The sequence below is a fragment of the Streptomyces misionensis genome, assembly GCF_007896895.1.
GTDB classification, from domain to species: Bacteria; Actinomycetota; Actinomycetes; order Streptomycetales; family Streptomycetaceae; genus Streptomyces; species Streptomyces misionensis_A.
Genome location: NZ_VOGW01000148.1, coordinates 35,155 through 57,048 on the forward strand (window position 1 = coordinate 35,155; position 21,894 = coordinate 57,048).

General features: G+C 69.3%; 25 protein-coding genes. 5 read left to right on the forward strand and 20 right to left on the reverse strand.

Annotated features, from left to right (window positions below; genetic code table 11):
• Nucleotides 1-327: 327 nt before the first annotated feature.
• The 17 genes from FRZ03_RS25110 to FRZ03_RS39320 all read right to left on the reverse strand — a co-directional run bounded on the left by FRZ03_RS25110 (nt 328) and on the right by FRZ03_RS39320 (nt 13,070).
• Nucleotides 328-1,593: a tyrosine-type recombinase/integrase gene (locus tag FRZ03_RS25110; RefSeq protein WP_146467408.1), complete on the reverse strand. Its 1,266-nt coding sequence runs from the start codon at nt 1,591-1,593 to the stop codon at nt 328-330.
• Nucleotides 1,594-1,676: 83 nt separating this feature from the next.
• Nucleotides 1,677-1,916: a helix-turn-helix domain-containing protein gene (locus FRZ03_RS25115; RefSeq protein ID WP_146467409.1), complete on the reverse strand. Its 240-nt coding sequence runs from the start codon at nt 1,914-1,916 to the stop codon at nt 1,677-1,679.
• A gap of 322 nt (nt 1,917-2,238) precedes the next feature.
• Complete coding sequence (locus FRZ03_RS25120; RefSeq protein ID WP_146467434.1) at nt 2,239-3,777, reverse strand: YfjI family protein; 1,539 nt, start codon at nt 3,775-3,777, stop codon at nt 2,239-2,241.
• 1,129 nt (nt 3,778-4,906) lie between these two features.
• A complete protein-coding gene (locus tag FRZ03_RS25135) occupies nt 4,907-5,791 on the reverse strand; it encodes a bifunctional DNA primase/polymerase (protein ID WP_146467411.1) in 885 nt (294 codons plus the stop codon).
• A gap of 188 nt (nt 5,792-5,979) precedes the next feature.
• Nucleotides 5,980-6,528 (reverse strand): hypothetical protein, encoded by a 549-nt coding sequence (locus FRZ03_RS25145; protein WP_146467412.1) that lies wholly within the window; start codon nt 6,526-6,528, stop codon nt 5,980-5,982.
• Between the two features lie 11 nt (nt 6,529-6,539).
• Complete coding sequence (locus FRZ03_RS25150; RefSeq protein ID WP_146467413.1) at nt 6,540-6,728, reverse strand: hypothetical protein; 189 nt, start codon at nt 6,726-6,728, stop codon at nt 6,540-6,542.
• Nucleotides 6,719-6,991, reverse strand: coding sequence for a hypothetical protein (locus FRZ03_RS25155; protein WP_146467414.1), 273 nt, complete (start codon nt 6,989-6,991; stop codon nt 6,719-6,721). Before FRZ03_RS25155 ends, FRZ03_RS25150 begins: the two co-directional genes overlap by 10 nt.
• A gap of 151 nt (nt 6,992-7,142) precedes the next feature.
• The gene (locus tag FRZ03_RS25160) at nt 7,143-9,227 is read right to left on the reverse strand and encodes an FtsK/SpoIIIE domain-containing protein (RefSeq protein ID WP_146467415.1); all 2,085 of its coding nucleotides are present in this window, start codon (nt 9,225-9,227) and stop codon (nt 7,143-7,145) included.
• Between the two features lie 87 nt (nt 9,228-9,314).
• Nucleotides 9,315-9,512, reverse strand: a complete 198-nt coding sequence (locus FRZ03_RS25165) for a DUF6257 family protein (protein ID WP_146467416.1) — start codon at nt 9,510-9,512, stop codon at nt 9,315-9,317.
• Nucleotides 9,513-9,590: 78 nt separating this feature from the next.
• A complete protein-coding gene (locus tag FRZ03_RS25170) occupies nt 9,591-9,968 on the reverse strand; it encodes a DUF6251 family protein (protein ID WP_146467417.1) in 378 nt (125 codons plus the stop codon).
• Entirely contained in the window at nt 9,952-10,299 is a 348-nt protein-coding gene (locus tag FRZ03_RS25175) for an RRQRL motif-containing zinc-binding protein (protein ID WP_146467435.1), read from the reverse strand. Before FRZ03_RS25175 ends, FRZ03_RS25170 begins: the two co-directional genes overlap by 17 nt.
• Nucleotides 10,299-11,156 (reverse strand): protein spdB, encoded by an 858-nt coding sequence (locus FRZ03_RS25180; protein WP_146467418.1) that lies wholly within the window; start codon nt 11,154-11,156, stop codon nt 10,299-10,301. Before FRZ03_RS25180 ends, FRZ03_RS25175 begins: the two co-directional genes overlap by 1 nt.
• Nucleotides 11,153-11,833 carry a GGDEF domain-containing protein gene (locus tag FRZ03_RS25185; RefSeq protein ID WP_261399334.1) on the reverse strand — a complete coding sequence of 227 codons (681 nt, stop codon included), beginning with the start codon at nt 11,831-11,833 and terminating at the stop codon, nt 11,153-11,155. Before FRZ03_RS25185 ends, FRZ03_RS25180 begins: the two co-directional genes overlap by 4 nt.
• Nucleotides 11,830-12,102: a DUF6303 family protein gene (locus tag FRZ03_RS25190; RefSeq protein WP_146467419.1), complete on the reverse strand. Its 273-nt coding sequence runs from the start codon at nt 12,100-12,102 to the stop codon at nt 11,830-11,832. Before FRZ03_RS25190 ends, FRZ03_RS25185 begins: the two co-directional genes overlap by 4 nt.
• Nucleotides 12,099-12,548, reverse strand: a complete 450-nt coding sequence (locus FRZ03_RS25195) for a Pycsar system effector family protein (protein ID WP_146467420.1) — start codon at nt 12,546-12,548, stop codon at nt 12,099-12,101. The genes FRZ03_RS25190 and FRZ03_RS25195 overlap by 4 nt, the downstream gene beginning before the upstream one ends.
• On the reverse strand, nt 12,545-12,814 hold the full coding sequence (locus tag FRZ03_RS25200) for a DUF6284 family protein (protein WP_146467421.1): 270 nt from the start codon (nt 12,812-12,814) through the stop codon (nt 12,545-12,547). The genes FRZ03_RS25195 and FRZ03_RS25200 overlap by 4 nt, the downstream gene beginning before the upstream one ends.
• Nucleotides 12,815-12,911: 97 nt before the next feature.
• Entirely contained in the window at nt 12,912-13,070 is a 159-nt protein-coding gene (locus FRZ03_RS39320; protein WP_186785604.1) for a hypothetical protein, read from the reverse strand.
• A gap of 424 nt (nt 13,071-13,494) precedes the next feature.
• On the opposite strand from FRZ03_RS39320, the gene FRZ03_RS25205 reads away from it, so the two are divergent.
• Together FRZ03_RS25205 and FRZ03_RS25210 are read left to right on the forward strand one after the other, a co-directional pair.
• Nucleotides 13,495-14,253, forward strand: coding sequence for a GntR family transcriptional regulator (locus tag FRZ03_RS25205; RefSeq protein ID WP_146467422.1), 759 nt, complete (start codon nt 13,495-13,497; stop codon nt 14,251-14,253).
• Entirely contained in the window at nt 14,234-14,899 is a 666-nt protein-coding gene (locus FRZ03_RS25210) for a GNAT family N-acetyltransferase (protein WP_146467423.1), read from the forward strand. The genes FRZ03_RS25205 and FRZ03_RS25210 overlap by 20 nt, the downstream gene beginning before the upstream one ends.
• 420 nt (nt 14,900-15,319) lie before the next feature.
• Here FRZ03_RS25210 and FRZ03_RS25215 read toward each other — a convergent pair whose 3' ends face one another.
• Nucleotides 15,320-16,375 carry an ImmA/IrrE family metallo-endopeptidase gene (locus tag FRZ03_RS25215; RefSeq protein ID WP_146467424.1) on the reverse strand — a complete coding sequence of 352 codons (1,056 nt, stop codon included), beginning with the start codon at nt 16,373-16,375 and terminating at the stop codon, nt 15,320-15,322.
• A complete protein-coding gene (locus FRZ03_RS25220; RefSeq protein ID WP_146467425.1) occupies nt 16,372-17,070 on the reverse strand; it encodes a hypothetical protein in 699 nt (232 codons plus the stop codon). Before FRZ03_RS25220 ends, FRZ03_RS25215 begins: the two co-directional genes overlap by 4 nt.
• 305 nt (nt 17,071-17,375) lie before the next feature.
• Here FRZ03_RS25220 and FRZ03_RS25225 point away from each other — a divergent pair, with 305 nt between their 5' ends.
• Nucleotides 17,376-18,275, forward strand: a complete 900-nt coding sequence (locus FRZ03_RS25225; protein ID WP_146467426.1) for a YDG/SRA domain-containing protein — start codon at nt 17,376-17,378, stop codon at nt 18,273-18,275.
• A 244-nt stretch (nt 18,276-18,519) separates the two neighbouring features.
• Here the strand turns inward: FRZ03_RS25225 and FRZ03_RS25230 are convergent, their stop codons facing one another.
• Entirely contained in the window at nt 18,520-20,268 is a 1,749-nt protein-coding gene (locus FRZ03_RS25230) for a dolichyl-phosphate-mannose--protein mannosyltransferase (protein ID WP_186785605.1), read from the reverse strand.
• A 105-nt stretch (nt 20,269-20,373) separates the two neighbouring features.
• Between FRZ03_RS25230 and rsmI the strand changes: the two genes are divergently transcribed.
• Both rsmI and FRZ03_RS25240 read left to right on the forward strand, forming a co-directional pair.
• Nucleotides 20,374-21,222 carry a 16S rRNA (cytidine(1402)-2'-O)-methyltransferase gene (rsmI, locus tag FRZ03_RS25235; protein WP_146467427.1) on the forward strand — a complete coding sequence of 283 codons (849 nt, stop codon included), beginning with the start codon at nt 20,374-20,376 and terminating at the stop codon, nt 21,220-21,222.
• Between the two features lie 261 nt (nt 21,223-21,483).
• Nucleotides 21,484-21,894, forward strand: a 411-nt coding sequence (locus tag FRZ03_RS25240) for a hypothetical protein (protein ID WP_146467428.1), incomplete at its 3' end; no start/stop codon positions are given.

The window sequence follows — 21,894 nt, forward strand, 5'->3', positions numbered from 1 at the left end:
TCGGAGTGCGCTCCAACGCAACACGTCCCGGTCCGGGATCGGGGCGTGGGACACGTCCGCCCTGTCAGGTTTCGACCGTTTCGGCGGGAGTGCCCGGCGGGAGCGGCAGCGCGCTGCGTCCGGCACCGCCGCCCCTTTCCGCTGTATCGATCATGTCGGCCGTGCGCGCGTCCACCCGGCTACACCCACGTGTCCAGCCACATCCGCGCCCGCCACTGGTCGATCGGGATCGCCGTGCCGGTGTACAGGGGCCAGAAGTAGATGTAGTTCTGCGTCGCCCGCCCGGCAAAGCGTTGACCAGCGATAACAACCGTACGGCACGGGCTGTCAGTCGTCGTGGGCCGTCTGTGGGCCGTGATCTTCGTTCGGGCGCTCGCGGTAGAGGTCGTCCACCGCCTTACGGGTGCGCAGTTCACTGCTCGGCATCAGGTGCGTGTAGGTCCGCAGGGTGAACCCCGCGTCCGCGTGGCCAAGGTATCGGCTCAACGCCTTGATGTTCTCCCCGGCATCCAGCAACACGGAGGCGTAGAAGTGCCTCAGCGCGTGCATGCCGTGCTCGCGGGCGGAGGCGTACCGGTCACCCTCCTCAGCCTCCGGGATGAGCCCAGCGGCGGCCAGAGCGGGTTTCCACATGCGGTCGTTGAAGTGGCTCACCCGGACATGCAGCCCGGCCGCTCCGCTGAAGTACAGGCGCTTGGTCCGCTGCTCCCCGTCCAGGATCCGCCAGGGCAGGGTGACCGTGGCCGGCAGGAAGGTGTCGGCGTGGGCCCGGAGGGCATCCGCGACCGCCCGGGGAAGGGGTACCTGCCGGTTCTTGCCACCCTTCGGCGGAGCGAAGACGTACCGTCCCCTGAGCCGCTTGAGTTGGTGGCTCACGGTGATCCAGCCCCCGTCGAAGTCCACCTCATCCACGGAGAGGCCGAACACCTCTCCCTGCCGGAGCCCGCACCCGGCTCCCAGGTCCACCACCGTGCGGTAGCGCGCCGGAAGCGCGTGCCGCACGGCGAACACCTGGTCGGCGGTCCACGGCTTCACCGCTGTGTCGCCGGTCTTCGGCATCTGCACCGAACGGGCCTTGAAGGGGTTCCGTGCCAGCAACTCGTCATCGACGGCGGCGTTGAAGACCGCGGAGACGGTCGCGGCGACCACCCGGCGGTGCGCCTCGTTCGGCATCGACTTCTTCAATTCACCCAGCCAGGCACGGACGTGCTCGGGCTTGAAGGAGCCGAGCGGTCGACTGCCGATGCTCGGGTAGGCGTGAAGCCTCAGCCGACGCTCGGCGCCCTCCCCGCTGTTGACCTCTCCGGCGTGCGAGGACACCCAGCGCTCGGCGTACTGCTGGAAGGTGGTCCGGCCCGCCTTCGGGTCCACGTACTGGCCGCTGCTCATGTCGGCTTCCGTCTTGCTCAGCCACTTCTCGGCGAGGCGCTTCTGTCCGTCGCGGAAGCTCTTGGACTTCTCGGTGCCGTCGGGGCCGACGTAGCGGGCCCGGTAGCGAAGGCCGGTGCCGTGGCGGTCGGTCTTGACGCGAACGGCCTTGCCGTTGGCGCCATTCTCGGTCTTGTACCAGCGGTCTTGGATGTGGCCTGCCATGTAAGGCGTGGTCCCTTCCGGACATGGGAAGGGAGGGCCACAGTGTGGCCCTCCCTTCAGGTTGGGCTGTGTGATGGGTCGTGTCAGGCGGCGTCGCGGTCAGCGTTCTTGCGCTCGGTGACATAAGTGCGGACGTCGGCGGGGTCGTAGCGGAGGTGTTTGCCAATGCGGAAGCCGGGCGGCCCGGTGCGCTTCTTGCGCCACTGGTAGACGGTTTCGACGGGCACCTCGAAGATCTCGGCGATGTCGTCGGGCGTCAGGTACCGGTCGGGGAGGCCACTCCGGAGGGTGGTGCGCGGGTCGGCCTCTCTAGGCGTTGCCATGTGACTCCAAGTCGGGAGGCGTCGCACAAACCGCAATATCCGCAGAAAACCCGGTGATGCCCGTTGACCTGCGGTGTTGTGGCGTGCGGGTGGTGCTGGGCAGCGCTCCGCAGAAACCCGCGATATTCCGCAAAAATCAGGGGCGGCCGTCGACCGGCCCCGGTGGCGGGGGTGGTGCTCGGTTTTTTGCGGAATATCGCGGGATTGTGCGGCGGGCCCCCGGCCTGGATGGGGCGGGGACCGCGCAGCAGGTCAGCGGGGGTGTCCGGGGTTTATTGCGATTTCGCGGTTTGTGCGGGCGGGGTCGTGGGTGCGGGCAAGTTCACCGACCGCTCTGCCGGAAGTGCGGGTGTACCTGCAAGCGGGGCGCGGGGGGCCTGCCTCGCTTGCCGGTGCGCTCGGGTTGGTAGGACCGCAGGTATCCGTGGTCTTCCAGCAGCGCGAGGGCGGGTTCCAGATCGGCGACGGTGGGCACCTCGCTGCGGGACAGCACAGTGAAGAGGTCCCGCCGGCTGACGTCCTCCCACCGGTTGTCCCTCAGCGCTTCCAGGACGCTGCGGGCGCGGGACAGGACCGGGTCGGCACCCATGACGTCGAACACGGCGAGGGCGTGGGCGGTGTAGTAGTCCCCCAGCTCGATGGCCGCGCGCATGGTGTCTTCGGTGACCGGGTGGGCGTAGCCGTTGCCGCCGTGTTCGGCGAGGTGCAGCAGTGCGGCCATGCGTGCGGTGGCCCCGGCGAGCTTTCCGGCCCAGTTGGAGATGTGGCCCAGCTTGCCGCCGCGTGCTTTGAGCTGCGGTTCGATGCGCTTCTGATAGTCAATCAGGGCCGCGTCCGCTTCCGGGGCGAGCTGGATGACGGCCGGGTCGGTCCACTCCGCCAGGGACAGGGCGAGGTCGATGACCCGGGCGGTGTAGGTGGTGGCCGTCTGCTCGGGGACCGGGTCGGTGATGATCTCGCGCTCACCGACCGTGGACACCGGCAGGGAGTACAGGAAGCGGGCCAGCAGCCCGCGGCCCTCGAACCCTTTCACCTTGCCGATGTCCCGCAGCACGTCCGGCTGTACGGCGAGGCCGATGGTCAGCGCGGGGGCGTCGATGTACTCGCGGCGGGTCTGCCGGTTGACCCGCAGCCGGTCCCCGGCGTGCCCTTTGAGGAAGACCTCCATGTTGGGGGCGCCTGAGTAGCGGCCGGCGATGATGTCGAAGATGCCGCCCTCCGCGCTCATCACCGACAGTCGTCCGCCCTGTTCGGCCATGAGCGAGGTGACCGTCTCCGGGGTGGAGTCGTCGGCCAGCAGAACCGGTTCGGCGGGGACGGTGAGCGTGTCGGCGGTCTGCGCGAGACCGACGGCGGTGGCCACCATGTCATCGCGCTTGTCGCCGTCGGCGGACGCTGCCTTGGCGGCAGCCTTGTCGGCTGATTCCTTGGCCAGCCGTGCCGTCAGCTCCGCTTCCACGATGACCGGCTGCATCGCGGTCTTGAGTTGCTTCTCCGCCTCGTACAGCGGGTTGGTGAGCAGTGCGAAGACGGCGGACTTGCGGTTGGCGGGCGGGAGCGCGACCACGGTGTAGAGGTTGGTGGGCTCGCGCCAGTTGCCGCGTACGTGGACCACGGACCGGCCGCCGGCCGCCGTGGCGAGCACGGCGAGGGCGACCGAACCGGCGAGGTCCACCGGGGTCTGCGTCTCCTGCGCGACGGCCGTCACGAACCCCCCGAGCCAGGCGGGGAAGACGTGGGCGGGGAACGGCGGGCGCTCGCGCTGGCCGGTGAGGGGGATGGGGTCGTCCCAGATGGGCTTGAGCGGCTGCGGCGGGGTGTCTTGGGTGGCCAGTCCGGCCCACATGTCGGTGCTGTCCACAGCCTGTGTGGGCATCTCGCCTCCTTCGTCCTGCTGGGCGGGGTCGGTGAAGCAGCCACAGCCTCCCCAGTCGTCCCGGTTGGTGGCGCCTCCGGTGATGCGGGAGCGCAGTTCCACCAGCGGCAGAGGACGGGTGACACCGTCGATGCGCTCGCGCAGGATCGCTACGTCCTTGCCGAGTTCGGCTCGGAGAGCCTGTTCCTGGCGTTCCTCTTCCGCGAAGCGGGCGGGGTTGGTCTCGTGCAGCAGAGCCCATTGCGCTTGCCCGCCGCGCACACAGGCCCCGCCGCAGTTGTTGTGCGGGAAGCCCTGCGCGTACAGGCGCGGCGGGCGTAAGCCGACCGCTTCGGCGTTGCGCAGCAGGTCTTCCTTGTCGAGGTACGGCCGCTCACATAGCGGTGCCAGCGCCGTCCACGGCTGGTAGGCCGCCACGATCGCGGGTAGCCGGTGCGTCTCGGTCCAGTCGATGCCGACGTAGACGGTGCACACGGCGGGCTCCGTGTGTTCCTCCAGCCACTTGCGGCAGGGAATCTGCTTCAGGTACTGGCTGCACGGGGCTATGCGGCTGTTGCCGATGATCCGCCGGTCCCGGAAGACCTCCCACGGGGTGCGGCCGTCGGCAATCTTGACCAGGCGCGCCCCGAGGCTGGCCGCAGCATCGTCAAGGAACCGGTACAGGTCCGGGTCTTCGACCTTGGTGTCCGCGAACAGCAGCACGACCTCGTCAGGGCCGTACTGGTCGACGACGCGCTTGGCCGTGGCCCATGAACCGATCCCGCCGCTCATCATCACCACGTGCCGGATCGGCGCACTCATGCGGCCTTCCCTTCGGCGGTGGGGGTGTGCGGGCAAACCCCGACGGCAGCGCGGCCGGTGAGCCGGATGACGGCCGCGCGGCCTCGCGCACGTTCGTGCTGCCCGCAGGTGCAGAGCCAGTCCGCGACGGCGATGCCCTGACACTGGATCTGAAGTCCCGGAGTGATGCCGGTGACAGTGACCGTCTGCGGGTCAGAACCAACAGCGATATGGACGCCCTTGCGGGCGGCGCCCTTCGGTTCGCCCACGGTTGGCCGTGGCGGGCCCTGTACGGCGCCCTGAGGGCCGTTCGCGGGGTTTCGTGGTGCTTTGTTCATGCCGCGCGCTCCACAGCCGTCTCAAGGCCGTTGGTAACCGCGCGGCGGGCGTAGGGCTCCGGGACGCCCACAGAGACGGCAGCGGCCACGATCTCCTCGCCGATGGCCACGAGTCCGCACGGCCCGGGGCAGCCGGTGTGTTGTGCGGCGAGGAACCGGGCGACGCCGAACGCCTGTGAGCCGGCGCCGGATTCGGTGCGGGCCCGTACGAGGGCGAGGCCGCGTTCCAGGCCGGTACGGACGTAGCGCTCGGTGTGGCGGCACCCGGTGGCCACCGACCGGCCCCACGTGGCGCGGGCGGGGAGAGAAGAGGCCACCTCCCCCCGGGCGGGGGTGGTGTCTTCCTTCTCCACCAGGGCGCGCACGGCCGCCGGGAGAACGGTCATACGGCCGGTTCCGGGGCCGAGCCAACGGGCGTACTGCATCGCGGACTTGATGTCGACGCCGGGCCGGACGCCGTTGGCGGACTGCATCGTGCCCCGGTAGACCCAGTGTTCGCCCCGCGCCGTCGGCACGGTCCGGGTGGCGGGCAGGGCCTCTCGGGCCCATTCGACGGCCGCCGCGTTGTCCAGGTCGACCACCGTCAGCCCGGCGCCGCCGGGGTGGTAGGCGACGGCCACCGCCTCACGCCACACCGGCGCCCACACCGGTGAGGTGAGAACGTGCGGGTCAATGGTCGAGGCGGCCCACGCGTGGCACGGCGCGAGACACCGGCAGGGTCCCGCCGCCTTCATGTTCGGCCGCCCGCCACACCGGGGCGGGCGGCCCGTGCAGGAACGGCAGTTACCGAACGGGACCTTGCCCGCCCGCAGGGGCAGGACCGGGACGCCGGCCGCCGCGAGGGCGAGGGCAACCCGCAGGACTTCGGGCGTCGCGCTCATGCTGCCGCCCCCTCGGTGCCGCCCCCGATGCACGAGTAGGCGTCCAACACCCGGAACGGTCCCGGAAGGGCGAGCACTCGCCCGATGACGGTCGGATGGGTCATGCTGGGAGACCTCCACTGTTCAGTTGGATGGGTGGAACGAGGGCGGCCCCGGTCTTTGGCGAGAGGGGGCCGCCCTCGGCGTTGCTAGTGGTCGGGGTCGGGGTGCAGCAGGCAGTCCCCCTCGCCGAAGTCGTCGCACACGCAGCGGACGTGCTGGGCGTACTGCTGGCGGACGTAACCGCGCGGGTCCTTCTCGGCCTGGTCCACAAGGTGCGGGGCGAGGTGTGCGCGGTCGGTGTCGAGCAGCATCAGGGCCGCCGCGAGCGCGGTCTCGGTGGCGTCGCCGTCGCCGTCGCCGAGGGTGTCGGGCTCGTCGAGCAGTGCGATGCGGTCGAGCAGGGCGGCTTTACGCAGGTAGTAGTCCCGTTCCAGCTCGGTGAAGCACCCGGCCGTGGCGATGGCGTGGGTGGTCCAGCCGAGTTCGCTGATGATGCTGGGCGCGAGCGCGTAGGCCGCTTCCGGGGCCGGGAAGGGCTGCGGGTCGGGGTAGTGATCGGCGGTGGTGTAGAGCCGGGTGCGGTTGCCGTCCCGGGTCGGGCGGGCGCGCACGGCGCCGGTGGCGAACGCGGTGTTGAGCGCGGTGGTGATGCGGTCGGTGTCGGCCGGGTCGCAGATGACGCGGATCTCGAACACGCTGCCTCTCCTCACGGGGTGGGTATGGTGTGGACGACGGCGGTGGTGAGGTGGTTGAGGGGTCCGGCGGCGCCGGTGGAGGCGAGGAAGAACCCGAACATGACGGCGACGAAGGCGGCGCCGGCGCTGAGGCTGTTGTTGCGCAGCAGGAAGAACAGGACGAGTCCGAAGAGGGCGACGAGGGAGATGGTCACGGCCACGGGGTGATCTCCTCGTCGGTGTCGTAGCGGTGGGGGCGGCGGGTGCCGGCGTGGTGGATGGCGCGGCCGGTGTTGAGCAGGCGGCGGCCGAGGCGGAGCCGGTAGCGCTGTCCGTGGCAGCGGCGGCAGAGCTTGACCTTGTCGCGGCGGGTGAGCCGGACGCCGGTGCCGGTGCACTTCCGGCAGGGGGCGAACGGCCGGACCGCACACAACACTGCGTAACCGGCGGCGAGCAGCAGGGCGGCGAGGCTAGCGAGCGCCACGGGGGCTCACTTCCCTTCTCGGGGCGGTCTCAAGGGGGTTTTCGCAGGTGGGCCGCTAGACGCTAGTTCGCTGATCAGCGGCCCCGTAGGTTGCTAGTGGGGCTGCTAGACCTAGCGGGCGGGGCTGCTAGGTCTAGCAGCGCTGCTCGGGCTAGGCGGCGGCCCGATCGGCGTTACGGCGTGTAATCGCGGCGGTGATGTCGGTGCGCTTGATGCCCCGCCGGTTGGCGCCCTCTCCGTCGTCGGTGGTGCCCCACACCTGTCCCGGCTTGATGCCCCAGGGCTTGAGGGCGGCGGTAACGTTCTCGCCCTGCCATCCGGCGTAGGTGTCGGGGTGGGCGGCGGTGAGGCGGGCGGCGATGCGCTCGCACCACACGGCCTTCTCGTCGCCGGCGATGACGTCGAGGACGTCGGCGAGGATGTCGGAGCCGGTGCCGGTGGTCTCGGGGCCCTTGCCGATGGCGTGGCCGGTGATGTTGCCGTAGTCCTCGCGCACCTTGCGGGCGCGGGCGACGATGCGTTCGGCGGCGACCGCGTCCACGAACGCGGACGCGACGATGCGGGGGTCATCTCCCTCGCCGGCCATCCAGCAGATGCCCCGGTCCGAGCGGGAGAACATCGTCGCGCGGTACCCGGACTTGTACATGGACGTGCCGAGCACCATGTCGTTGGCGGGCTGTCCCATGACCTTGAGGCAGAAGCGGAGCACGGCGTTGGCGCTGATGCCGGTGGGCAGGGACTTGGCGTCGGGGCGCTGGGTGCCGAACATGGCCACGATCCCGAGGGCGGGGCCGCGCTTGACCAGGTCGGTGCAGATGGCCTCGATCTCCTTGCCGTGTTCCTCGTGCTCGAACGGGACCTGGCACTCGTCGAAGCCGACCACGATCGGGTGGAGTCCGAGGCTCTTGTCCCCGGCGAGTTCGGGGGTGACCTTGGACTCCGGGCACCGGGTGCGGGGCAGGGACTTGATGACCTTCGCCCGGCGGCGCAGCTCGTCCTTCAGTTCCCGCAGGGTGTGGAGGACGTATTCGATGTCCTCGTCTTCCTCGCCGGCGCGGTAGCGGTGGCAGATGGGTTCCAGGGCGCCGAAGTCGCCGGTGCCCTTGAAGTCGAACGCGTGGACTTCGGCCCGCGGGTCCAAGGCGGCGATCAGCAGGAACAGCCGCATCAGGAACGTCTTGCCCATACGGGGGATGGACCCGACCACGACCGAGGCGAACATGAGCGTCACCGCGACGTCGCGCATGCGCTGATCGTTGCCGAACACCACCGGCCGGAACAGGTCCACCGTCCCAGACTTGGCCAGCGGCCACGCAGGCTTGGTGGTCTCGTTCATCGGCTTGTCCCCCACCCACAGCACGAGTCGTCCCTCGTGCTGCTCAGGGTCGGGGGAGGGCCACACACAACCGGTCTTGCGCCGCAGACCGGACGCCAGCGGCTTGCGGGCCTCCATGATGTCCTCGGGGGTGACGCCGTAGGGCAGGTCGAGGTCGGCACGGTAGCCAGGCCCGTCACGGACGATCTCCGAGACGAACCGCAGCCCGTTCATGTCGCCGCCCTTCTTGATAGCGGCGCTGATCTTCGCGTTCCCGATGGAGTCGAGTCCGCGCAGCACGATGGACCCGGTGAGCTTCTGCACCTCCGTCTTCAGCACCGCCGGGCCAACCACGGGGGCGTCGGGCTGCTGCCCACCGAGGCCGAGCAACAGCACACCGCCGGCGGCGAACGCGTAGAGGTAGGCGGGGGCGAGGACGTACAGGTAGAGGGCAAACCCGATCCCGAACACGGCCGCGACCAGCGTGACCAGGCCGCGCAGCCGGATACGGCCGGCGCGGAGCCGGGCCAGGCGCATGTACTCCTCGACGTCCTCGGTGCGCACCGCGAACGCTCGCAGGGGTGCGGCCTCCCGGTCCCACACCCACCGGTTGGTGACGGCGACGAACCGGCACGCGCCCCTCGGTGCCATGAGGGCGAGGCGCCCGGCATACACCGGCACGCGCACCCCGTGGTAGAGGGCGGCGTAGCCGACGTTCGCGCCGGTGTGGCGGGCGGTGGCGACGAAGTCACGCTTGTTGGTGAGCCATCCGGCGAGGACCGGCTTGCGCTTCTCGATGGTCATTTTGGGGTCCGGCAGTGCCGGGTTGTCGACCGGGGCGGGCGCCATCGGAGCGTCGTCGGGGTCGGGGGTGGTGTCGGGTACGGGGCGCAGGTGCGGGCCCGTGGTGGTCTCCGTCATGCTGGGTACTCCTGCTGCTCTCACGGGTGGTGGGTGGCCCGGGGGCGGCCTGTTTCCTTGGCCGGGACGACCGCCCCCGGGGCGTTGCTACTTGCCCTTGCTGTCGCGCTCTTCGCGCTTGCGGGCCCGCTCAAGGACCCGGTCGAACTTGCGCTGAAGGTCGCTCTGGTCCACTCGGCCGCCGAACTGCCGGTCGTCGGCCATGCCGCGCTTGGCCATCCGGGCGACCAGCCAGGCCAGTTCGGCCTTCTCGCCGACGGTGAGGCGGGGCTCGTTGCTGCTCACGGGGTCTCCGTTCCGGGCCGGACTGTCCGGCTCCCCACAGCCCCCGGGCACGAGGTGCCCGGGGACCGCAGGCAGCCGTCAGCGGCGGCCGCGGGCGCGGCGCACGGTCTCGGCGGCGCGCTTGCCGTCCTCGCCACCCACCGAGCGGACGACCGTGACGACGCCCCAGGCGCAGACGGCCGCGATCAGGGCGAGCAGGGCGAGGTTGGCGGCCATCGCGGTGAGCACCCCGACCAGCAGCGGCCCGAAGTACACCCCGGCGGCGACCGCGCCGGCGCCGACCCCGGAACCGAGCGCGATGCGCTGCACCGTGCGGTCCGGCGGCGCCTGGTGTACGTGCTGATGGACGATCTGCGGGCCGCTGTACTGCTGCGGTGCGGCGGGAAGGTGGTCGGTGTAGGTGAAGGTGCCGTCCGGGAGTTGCACGACCCGGGGCACGTCAGGCAGCGATTCCATCCGAACTTCCTTCGGGAAAGGCGCACGGCACACACATGCCGAACGCGGAGGGGATGACATAGCCCGCATCACGACCGCAGGCGGGGCAGATGCGGCGGGCGCGGTTGGCCTTGGCCAGGGCCGCCCGCCGGGCCGGGGTCATCGGGCGGACGGGCTTGGCGAGGTCGAGGCGGTAGAGGTAGGCGACCAGCGGCCCGCGCCGGCGGCGCGGGCGTTCGAGCTGGGCCGCCACCGGCTGGCCACCCGGCCGCAGCCCGCGGGCGCGGAGCTGTCGGCGGGTGGCGTAGCCGTCCGGGGCGAGCCGCCACCGGTAGACGGGCAGCGCGGCCATCAGGCGACGCGCTTCCACGCCGCCCGCAGGCGGACCTCGGATGCGGAGTGGCCGGCCGCGCGGAACCGGGCGGCCATCTCCCGGTAGGACAAGGGCGGGGTGCGGCTGGTACGGATCTCATCCACCAGCGCGTCCAGTTCCGCGTCCGAGAGGGCGGGCCCCTCCAGCGCGGGCGCCGCCACGGGCTCCAGCGGGCCCCACACCGGGAGTTCCCAGCGGGGTGTGACACCGGGTGTGACGCGGCCCGTCACGCTGGTCAGCGCCCTGCCGGTCTCCTCGCCCGCACGGGCCCGCTCCAGCGTCGACCACGCCTCGGCGAGGGTCTGTGCGGTCTCGGCCTGGACGCGTGCGACGCGTGCCCCGGCCCCCGTCACGGCCGTCAGCCGGGTCTCCTCGGTGGCCGCCTCCGCACGAAGCCGGGCGCGGGCTACGGCCGCCTCGTCGCGGGCCTCCTGTTGAATGCCGCGGATCGCGTCCAGCGCGGTCGGGGTCAGCGCGGTGCGCTCCCACAGCCCGTGGACCAGCCACAGCGCCTTCGCCGCGACGGGCAGCCACGCCACCGCCAGCCACGCCGCGGCGTGACCGTCGGCGGTGAGGGCGTGTGCGACGAGGACACCGGTTGCGATCAGGCCGAAGCCCCAGCCGACACCGGTCACGGTGTTGCTGTGGTCGCCCTGCGCGGCGAGGCGGCGTTCGTAGGCGAGGGTGGCCAGCCAGCCGCCGTCGATCCCGAGACCGACGACCAGGGCGACCGGCCACGGCACCGCCGCCCCCAGCCACATCACCACCACGGCCAGGGTCAGCACCATGGACACCGCCGTCATCGTGACGGCGGGCAGTGCGGTCTTGGCTTTCACGCCGCCTCCCTGTGGTGAGGGGCGTGGGTGCCGGGGCGTCCGGTGCGCCGTCCGGCGGTCGTCGTGCAGCGTGGCTCGCTGGCGCCGGGGTAGTTCCAGCCCCCGCCGGCGCGTTTGGCCACGTACATGGCCTCATCGGCCAGGCGCAGCAGCACCGGCAGCATCGCCGCGCCGGCCGGGCGGGCCTTCTCGGTGAGGTCGCTGGACAGGGCGGCGCCGATGGAGGCGCCGACGGTGAGGTCACGGCCCCCGTAGGTGAACGGGGAGGTGATCGCGCCGTGCAGTGCGTTCAGCAACCACGGCAGCGTGAACGGCTCCTCCAGCGGCACGACGGCGGCGAACTCGTCCCCGCCCAGCCGGGCCGCAACAGCCCCCCGCTTCTCGGCGAGTGCGTCATTCAGACTCGCAGCGGTGGCACGGATCGCCTCATCGCCGGCGGCGTGCCCGAAGGTGTCGTTGAGGGCCTTGAACCCGTCGAGGTCGACCAGCACAACCGCCGTGTGCGGGCGGCGGGCCAGCACCCGGGCCGCCCTCCGTTCGAACGGGGCCCGGGTCCACAGCCCCGACAGCAGGTCCCGGCGCGCGGCCGACAACCGGCGGCGCATCCACAGCCCGTGGACACCCCACCCACCGGCCAGCGGCCCGGCCGCCGACACCATGGTCAGCAGATCGGTCACGCCGCACCGCCCATCGGCTCGACGTCCACCGACGCCAGCAGCTCCACGCGGTCCATGACCCCGCTGGGGAGTTCCTGCCACTCCCACTCGGCGCTGTCCGCGACGCGGTAGCCGAGCAGGGCCAGCGCCTCCACCCGCTCCTGCAAGGTCGGCACCGGCCCGGTGCGCTCGAAGGGGTGCTCGGGCCAGTCCATGCTCATCCCGCCGGTGACGACGTACACCTCCCACTCACCGCAGAAGCTGTTCGTCAGACGCGCGCTGCACTTCACGCCGCACCCCCGAAGGTGAGCACGGCGGCGAGGACGAGCAGGGCGCCGCCGGCCAGGGTGAGGTCGACCGCGCGGCGCAGACCGGCGAACTTCCGCACGGCGAGGCGGGACAGGCCCGCGATGTCGGCGGCGAGGTCCTGGGAGAGGGCGTCGGTGATCTGCTCGGGGGTGAGGGTGGCCCACAGCGGGAAGCCGTGCCGGCCGCCCAGGTGGGGGCGGACCGACCACAGCAGCAGCCCGGCCGCCACCAGAAGCAGCCCCATACCGGCGCCGCCGACCAGGCGGGCGGGCCCGGTGAGGTGGAGGCCGCTACCGACGCTCCACCCGCCGGCCAGCACGGCGCCGACGAAGGCGAGGAGAAGACTGGTCTTGCTGTCCGTCCGCGAGATCTCCGCCCTCACCTCGGCGTGCGCGGCCGTCAGGGTCTGTCCGGTCGTGGTGCTCATGCGGCACCCCCCGGCAGGCTGGCCGCGGCGGTGCGGTTCGCCAGCGCCGCCCGCTCCGCCAGGACCCGGCGACGGGCCCGGCGGATGCGGCGGGCGTCCAGCTCGCTCGGCGTGCGGTCCAGGGTGGTGATCTGCGCGTCCAGCAGGTCGACGTCCGCCAGGATCAGCGGCATCTCCTCCTCGATCGCGTCCAGCTCCGCGCTGGTCGGCTCGATCCAGTCGGCGAACGCGGTAACAGCGTCCTGAACAGTGACGATGTGACTCATTGGGTCGTGGTCTCCCTCGAAGGTGAAGCGGCCCGAACAGCGCCCCCGGAGTTGCCGCTCCGGGGGCGCGCGCCGTTCTGTGAGTGGGCGGGTGTGGTCAGCCGTTCTTGGGCTTCGTGCCGAACTCGGAGTGCAGCTCCGACGTGACGTCCTTGCACTCGCCGCGCTCCATGCGGTCGTAGATCTTCTGGCCCTTGGCGAAGGCATCCGCGCTGGTCAGGTCGGAAGCCTTCGACTCCTGCTTCTTGCCGAACATCCGAACTCCCTGGGTGTCGTGAGTGGACGGGCCCGGCCGCCCCGTGGGCGGTCCCGGCTCCCCTCAGCGCTGCTCGTACGAGACGAGCAGCGGAGGCAACCGGCCGCAGCGATGCCGCGGAGATTGAGTCGCGCTGTACCTCACACGGGGACCCCGTGTGGCCGCCTACTTGGCCGAGGAGAGGCGGCGTGATCCCCATTCAGTTGTCAAAGAACCTGCGCTTCCTTCGTACTCACCCCATCTGAGCTGGGGCTTTCCTCCAGGCGTGCTTGTACAGCAAAGCCGTACGTGCCACCCCATCCGACTTGTCTGGAGGAGTGCCGTGGCAAGAGATTGCCCGAGTCGGGCTTGGAGAGTCAAGCCCCCTGGTCTAACTTGTACGGAGGAGTCGGACAGAGGGGTTGCCTTGGCAGTACGACGTGGCATGACGAAGGCGCAGGAAATCGCCTATGACCTGCGAGAACAGATTCGGTCTGGCAGGCTGACACCAGGCATGGCGCTGCCCAGCGAATCCAAGATGATGAGTCAGTACGGCTACAGCCGCGAGACCATCCGTGCCGGCGTACGCCTCCTGATCGAGGAAGGCTTGGTCGTCGCCGGGCAGGGACAGGGCAAGTACATCCGCGAGGACTACCCCCCTGTCGTGTGGAACTGGACGACGTTGGAGAGTCGGAGCCGTCACGCCAACGCGGTGGAAGGGCGAACGGCTGGAGACCAGTGGGCGAGCGCGATCGCCGAGAACGGAAACGCTCCCCGCCAAGAGATCTCGGTGTCCATCGTTGTGCCCCCGCCTCACGTCCGAGAACGCCTTGGGCTCCCCGCAGACGGATTGGCCGTGGCGCGCAAGCGCGTCCGGTACATAGACAACCGGCCCTATGCGCTCGCCGACTCGTACTTCCCTCAGGAACTCGTGTCTGGCACGCCGTTGATGGAGCCCCGGGATGTCTCCGCCCCCGGCGGGGTTCTCGCCTCCGTGGGACTCGTGCAGACCAAGTACGTGGACGAGATTTCAGTCCGTATGCCGACTCACCAGGAAGCGGAGCAACTTGGCCTTCCCGCAGCTACTCCAGTCGCAGAGCACACCCGAACGGGCTATGACGCGGATGATCGCCCTCTCCGCTGCATGGTCACCATCCTCCCCGGAGACAGGCACAAGATCCTCTATGAAGTCAGCACGGACTGAGTACCTTCGCCCCGCAGCGGCGGAGGATGTACCCGCCCTACTGGACCTGCGAGCAGAAGCCGAAGGGTGGCTGCGCACCAAGGGAACCGACCAGTGGAGCGACCCAGAGACCGGCGAACGCGCCATTTCGAAGTGGCGCGCGAGCATAGACGAGGGACGGGCATGGGTCGTCATTGGTGAGCGGGGCGACGTACTCGCCACCGTGAGCCGTGGCCCTGTCGACCGGGACTTCTGGACCGATGCCGATCGACCCGAGACCGCCTTGTACCTCTACAAGTTGATCGTTGCTCGTGAGGCGTCTGGTCGGCAGCTCGGAACGCGGCTCATCGACTGGATGTCCCGCCTCGCTGCCCTGGAAGGGCGGAACTGGGTGCGCATCGACACCTGGCGCACGAACACCGGGCTGCACGCCTACTACGAACGGTTGGGGTTCGAGCACGTACGCACCGAGGCGCCTTCCCAAAGGCGCTCAGGGTGGCTCGCTCAGCGCCGGGCGGGAGCGATAGTCCTGCCCGATGACCTTTTGCCTGTCGGCCCGTGTGGCGGGTCCCACGGGGATGCCATGACTCTCCGCGACGTGCCACACCAGCGAGTGGAGGCAGACGGTAAGGGCAGCTTGACCAGCGAAGATGAGACGGCACGCTGACATCAATGCCTGACATCAACAGCCACGTACTTCGGAGGACGATGCTGGACCAGCATCGCGCCCCTGCCCTATGCGGGCGGTGCTTCGCGGCTGGTTGACGCCCCACGAATCCCGGGTGAATGCGCCTACATCTCTATGCGGTCGATCGAGACGGAAGCGAAAGCACGTGAGATCGCGGCTGCGTTCCACGCTGCTCTGCACGGAATCCGACAGCTATACATCGCCGTTCCGAGTCAGCGCGGAAGTGCCTAGCCTCCGAGGCCCGAAGGCTCCGGATCTCTGGTCGGCTAGCCCAGCGCTGGTGGAGAGTGAGCAAGCGTAGCCTGCATGGGGCTCCTGACGACAACCTCTGAAGCCCCTGCCACCTGGGCGGCAGGGGCTTCAGAGGTTATTGCTCGTCAGTGCCTTAAGCCCGCCGCGCTACCGCACCAGACGTAGCCCATTGCGGCTCGGAGTGCTGATCTCTGCTTCGAGATCTTCTTCAATCATTCCAGTCACTTGAGACAGCTCGCCCGTCGAGTATTCATGCTCTTCGACGTGAATCCGGAGCATCTCCTTGTAAATCTGTGGCTCTTCCCGCTGGATGGGGGCCGGTTCGCTCGCTAGATACCCAGCCTTGTTCATGTAGGCATGAAGGCTGCGGGAGCGAGCTTGTGAGATGATCCCCAAGTGTTCGGCCCTAATGATCAGCGATTGCATCGGCACTCGCCAATACGGCTTAAGTGCTGCCGCTTTTCGAACGTCAATGCCGCCCAGATCTTTGGCGATCTCGGCGGCTGGCATCAGTAGTTCTTCAGCGAAGGAGTCCGCTTCCTTTTCCGCTGTCTCGCGGGGCGGTTCCCCTTCGTGCATAACCATATGCCCGATCTCGTGCGCGAGTACAAATCGCTGCCTTTCTGGGCTTAGAGTGCTATTTAGAACGAATAGCGGTCCAGCTCCCGGATGCCACACGCTGATCGCATTAATGCGGTGAGTTTCGAAGTCGCGGAGCAACACGGTGCCACCTGCGGCCTCGACGATATTGACCAGGTTGGGTACGGGCCCCATAGGCAGTCGCCAGGCAGCACGAACACGGCGAGCCACCTCGGCCGCCGTGCCAACATCGTCAATATCGATTCGCGGGATAGTAAGTGACGTGTCTACTGCAATGCCGTCACTAAGACGTACTAGCCGCATGCGAAGTAGGTTCACACGGGCTTGGATCTTACGCAGAGTCCTTTGGGAAAGGCTCTGCTGCTTACGGTGGAAGAAGCTGGCGCTTCCGAAGCCGTAAATTTCCTCTTGCCAAGTCAGCAGCTCGGGCGTTACTCGCAATACCTTCGCCACTTGAGACACGTCCGCCTCAGGCAAGGGGCGCAGCCCATTCTCAGCCTTGCTGAGAGTCGACTGCGCCAACCCAGTAGCCTTAGCAAGATCTTGTTGCGTAAGACCCTGCGCCTCCCGCGCCAGAACTAGCATGCGCGGATTGATGCTCATTTGTTCTCGCTTGTCTCCTCCGCCGGTGCCTTCCGCGTGCTGCGGATGACTGGCCTCGGCCCGTCTGTAGGAGCAGTGGACATCGGAATTGTGACTCCGCTCTCTCCCGTATCCGGGATGATTTCGATGGGTGCCCAAAGGTGCTCGCCATCGATAGTGCACGTTATCGCAAGCTTTTCCAGGTCGACCTCGAACTTGTCCAGCAAGTATCCGGCAACCAGGTGGGTCATCGGTTCTATTTCGCTGTCAAATTCAAGAGCCTGCACTTGGAAAGCACGAGCCTGGCTAGTAGGTATTCCGCTGGTCCTCAGCTTGCTACCCCGGAACTTCTTGAAGCGAATTGCGAGACGGTCATGGATTTGAATTATGAGAAATCCACGCTCCTCTCGAACCCGCACATGCTCGATCCCAAGAAACTGCGTCACGGCTTCGGCCTTAATGAAGTCGTAGAGCGCGTTTGCTCGGGTGCGAGGCGACACGTCGGCAGGCGAGCCGTCCAGCTTCTTAAGCCACTCCTTCCAGCGCTCCCACGCGTTGCGGAAGCACTGGTCGAACCGGTCCTGATGGGGCTGAAGCAGCCGCACACACGAAGCCCTGTCCATGGGCATCCCGTTAGGCACGTGATCAGCATGGCAGGTTGCAGAAGGCCCGTCAAATATTCCACAGATGATTCCAAGGCTCACATTTTCGGACATGTGTTCGACTCTGTGAGTGGGGCTGACGATACCGAGGGGTGGGGTCGCGTCCGACGCGGCGCGTGGTCGGGGCGGCTGACGGCAAAGGAGATGCAGCCGGTTCGGAGGCCTCATGCAGCCCGGCCCTGGCCGGTGCCGTTCGGCAACGGCGAAGCGCTGGCATCGTCGCCACTCTGGACGAGGTCTGGACGGCAAGGGTCTGTGTCTATCTGCCTGCGCAGTTCCCCCCGCTCGCCGTGGATCACGGCCGGTACGGCCTTGAAAACCGCTGCGGAAGTGTCAGTGCCGCGTGTCAGGCTGTGGCCATGATCGGTGACGTACCCAATGTTGAAGCGGGCCAGGAGTTCAGCACGCGTCGGCAGGCGCACGAGGCGGGTGTTCACAGGCCCTTGCAGGCGGGCATCTGCGGGACGAAGAAGACTGGTGCAGAGTCCATCGTCGTGTCCGGCGGCTACAAGGATGATGAGGACTACGGAGACGTCATCGTCTACACCGGCCACGGTGGCCAGGACGGTGCCGGCAACCAGGTGAGTGACCAGACCTTGGATGACTCCGGCAACGCAGCGCTCGTGACGAGCTACCTCGAAGGACTGCCTGTCCGCGTCCTGCGCGGCTACCAGGCTGGCACCCCCTATGCCCCGGCGGCCGGGTACCGGTACGACGGTCTGTACCGGGTCACCAACTACGGCAGCAAGCTCGGCATCGATGGCTTCCTGATCTGGCAGTTCCGCCTCGAAGCCTATGACGACACGCCCACGCCCACGCCCCAGACGACGCAACAGGCGGAGCTTCTGAGCGCGCCTGGAGAGGGGGAGGCTGCCGTCACGGGGAACGAGACCCCCGAGCGCGTCACCTCGACCGTGCAGCGCATCGTTCGGAGCAGCGCCGTGAAGCGGCAGGTCAAGGAGTGGCACGACAATCGGTGCCAGATCTGCGACCTGCGCATCGAGGTCCCCGGCGGTAGCTACAGCGAAGGGGCTCACATCCGAGCCCTCGGGGCTCCTCACAACGGCCCTGACACGACCGGCAACGTCCTCTGCTTGTGCCCGAACTGCCACGTGATGCTCGACGCCGGCGCCATCGTCATCGAAGACGACCTGACGGTGATCCGCGGCGGCCAGCCTGCCGGCACGTTGCGAATCGACCCTCGGCACGTGATCGATCTGGACTGCGTCCGCCACCACCGGGAACGCTGGCGTCAGTAGGCCGCGGCCGAGCCCGATCACGGCGGGCCGAATCTGCGCGTGTCCCCCAGGTGTCCCCCGGCACCGAGGTGATAGAGGGAAGTCGCAGGCCGCAGGGCATGGGCTGAGCCCGCTGTAAATCTGCCGTGGGCCACCTCTGGGCCGTGCCTGGGCCGTCCGAGGGCGGCCAGCTATGACCGCCAACGACCAACAACAACTACGAGGGCACGGTCGGCGGCCGTGCCCTCGTAGCGTGTCTTTCCAGCTACACCCACGTGTCCAGCCACATCCGCGCCCGCCACTGGTCGATCGGGATCGCCGTGCCGGTGTACAGGGGCCAGAAGTAGATGAAGTTCCAGGCGATCAGCAGGACCAGGACGCCGGCCGAGGTGGCGCCGACCACGCGGCGGGTGTCGCCGGAGCCCGGTGGGCCGATGATCGCGCCGATCAGCATGGCCACCGCCAGGCACAGGAACGGCACGAAGACGATCGCGTAGAAGAAGAAGATCGTCCGCTCCTGGTAGAGGAACCAGGGCAGGTAGCCCGCCGCGATGCCGCAGGCGATGGCGCCGGCCCGCCAGTCGCGGCGGAACGCCCAGCGCCACAGGATGTAGACGATCGCGAAGCAGGCGGCCCACCACAGCAGCGGGGTGCCCAGCGCCAGCACCTCGCGGGCGCACTTCTGCCCCGCGCCGGCCGGGCAGCCGTCGGCGCCGGGGGAGGGGGACTCGTAGAAGTACGACACCGGGCGGCCCAGGACCAGCCAGCTCCACGGGTTGGACTGGTAGGTGTGCGGGGAGTCCAGGTGCAGGTGGAACTCGTACACCTCGTGCTCGTAGTGCCACAGGCTGCGCACCCAGTCCGGCAGGAAGGTCCAGCTGCCGCCCCGGCCGTCGGTGACCGCCCAGTTGCGGAAGTAGCCGCCGCTGCCGTCCGTGGGGGAGAGGATCCAGCCCAGCCAGGACAGCACGTAGACCGCGATGGCCACCGGGACCGTCGCCAGGAAGGTGATCCCGGTGTCGTACTTCAGCACCGCCCGGTACGGGTGCCGGGCCCCGGCCACCTTGCGGGCGCCGACGTCCCACAGCACCGCCAGCACACAGAAGGCGACCATGACGTACAGGCCGTTCCACTTCGTGCCCGCGGCCAGGCCCAGCATCAGCCCGGCCGCCCAGCGCCAGGGCCGCAGGCCCAGCCGGAGGGTGTCGGCGACGCGCTCGTCCGGGCGGACCCGGCCGTCCGGGTCGGCGGGCAGCGCGGCGGCCAGTCTGCCCCGTGACCGGTCCCGGTCCAGCAGCAGACAGCCGAACGCGGCCAGCACGAAGAACATCAGCACGCCGTCGAGCAGCGAGGTGCGGCTCATCACGAAGTGCAGCCCGTCCACCGCCATCAGCGCGCCCGCGAGACAGCCCAGGAACGTCGAGCGGAACAGCCGGCGCCCGATCCGGCACAGCATCAGCACGCTCAGCGTGCCGAGCAGCGCGGTCATGAACCGCCAGCCGAACGGGTCGAACCCGAACATCAGCTCGCCGAGGCCGATCACGTACTTGCCGACCGGCGGGTGCACCACGTAGGCCGCGTCCGACGGGATCGCGAGATGGCCGTGCGTCTGGAGGACCAGGTCGTTGGCGTTCTTGTCCCAGTTGACCTCGAAACCGCGGTGGACCAGCGCCCACGCGTCCTTGGCGTAGTACGTCTCGTCGAATATCACCGCCCGCGGACTGCCCAGGTTCCAGAACCGCATCAGGCCCGCCACCAGCGTCACCAGCAGCGGCCCGCCCCAGCCCGACCAGCGGGTGATCCGTTCGGCCAGAAGGGGCGGCAGGCCGAGCGACCGCCACAGCCGGGGACTCGGCTGCGTGTACGGCGGCACCAGCCGGTCCCGTACGTCGCCCGCGGGCGCGTCCTTCGCCGGTGCGTACCCGAATCGGCGCAGCCGCTGCTGCCACGGCGGCCGCCGGTCGTGCGGCGCCTGGCCCTGCCGGAGATCCATGGAGGACGCGGTACTGGTCACCGCGCCATCGTAGGGAACCGGGCTGTGGGAGTCCCGTGCATGCGCGGCGCGGGCCGCGAAGCGGTCGTTTTCCTCCGGCTTCCGGACCCCTGCGAGGATGGGGGCGTGACTGGAACCCTTGTCCTCGCAGGAACCCCCATCGGCGACATCGCGGACGCGCCGCCCCGGCTGGCCGAAGAACTGACCGCCGCGGACGTGGTCGCCGCCGAGGACACCCGGCGGCTGCGCCGGCTCACCCAGGCCCTCGGCGTCACGCCCGGTGGCCGGGTGGTGTCGTACTTCGAGGGCAACGAGTCCGCGCGCACCCCCGAACTGGTCGAGGAGCTGCTCGGCGGGGCGCGCGTGCTGCTCGTCACGGACGCCGGCATGCCGTCGGTCTCCGACCCCGGGTACCGGCTGGTAGCGGCCGCCGTGGAGAAGGACATCCGGGTGACCGCGGTGCCCGGACCGTCCGCCGTGCTCACCGCGCTCGCCCTGTCCGGGCTGCCCGTGGACCGGTTCTGCTTCGAGGGCTTCCTGCCGCGCAAGGCGGGCGAGCGGCTGTCCCGGCTGCGGGAGGTCGCGGCCGAGCGGCGCACACTGGTCTACTTCGAGGCCCCGCACCGGCTCGACGACACCCTCGCCGCGATGGCGGAGGTCTTCGGCGCCGAGCGGCGGGCCGCGGTGTGCCGGGAGCTGACCAAGACCTACGAGGAGGTCCGCCGCGGCCCGCTGGCCGAGCTGGCGAGCTGGGCGGCGCAGGGAGTGCGCGGCGAGATCACCGTGGTGGTCGAGGGCGCTCCCGAGACCGGCCCGGAGGAGCTGGACGCGGAGGAACTGGTGCGCCGGGTGCGGGTGCGCGAGGAGGCCGGCGAACGCCGCAAAGAGGCGATCGCGGCGGTGGCGGTGGAGGCGGGACTTCCCAAGAGGGTCGTCTTCGACGCGGTCGTCGCAGCGAAGCGTTCCGCCGGTTGAGGGACGCTCGTTCCGGAAGCGGCGCAAGGTAAAAAGTGCCCTCTGAGCAGGGGACTTCTCGGGTGAGCGAGCAGCCCACGGGGCGGTAAAGGGCTGTCGCCGAAAGCAAAGCGGAAAGGCCCGGACGGGGCCTTTTCGGCAAGGGCGGATCAAATCGCCTCCAACACTCGACAGCCCTGCTGCATTCGCGTCGGCGAAGGCGTCCACTGGTCGAAGAGACCCCGCACAGGGGGGCTTGTCCAGCGGACAAGAGGAGCTGGCATGAGTGAGATCGCAGGGCGGACCGGCCTCCGCGGTACGGCCACAGCCGTCGTCCACGAGTCGTATTCCTTCGCCTGCATGAGGTGCGGGCACGGCTGGGAGCAGTCGTACGCGATAGAGCACCACACGGACGCCGACGGGCAGGAGTTCGTGGTGTACGTGGCCGACGGCCGGATCGTGCCGTCGCCGCTGCGCCGGCCCAGCTGCCAGAACTGCGACGGCCATGTGGTGCGCATCATGCGCGCCGGGCAGGTCTCGTCGGTGCGTGGCGCGCAGGCGCACCACCACCCCATCGCGCCGCAGGCCGGCCCGGTCGAGGTGCCGCCGGTGCCCGCCGCGGGCGAGGGGGCCGCCGGCCCGGCCGGGGACCACCACTGGCACCTGTCCGACCTGCTGCACCCCTTCCACCGC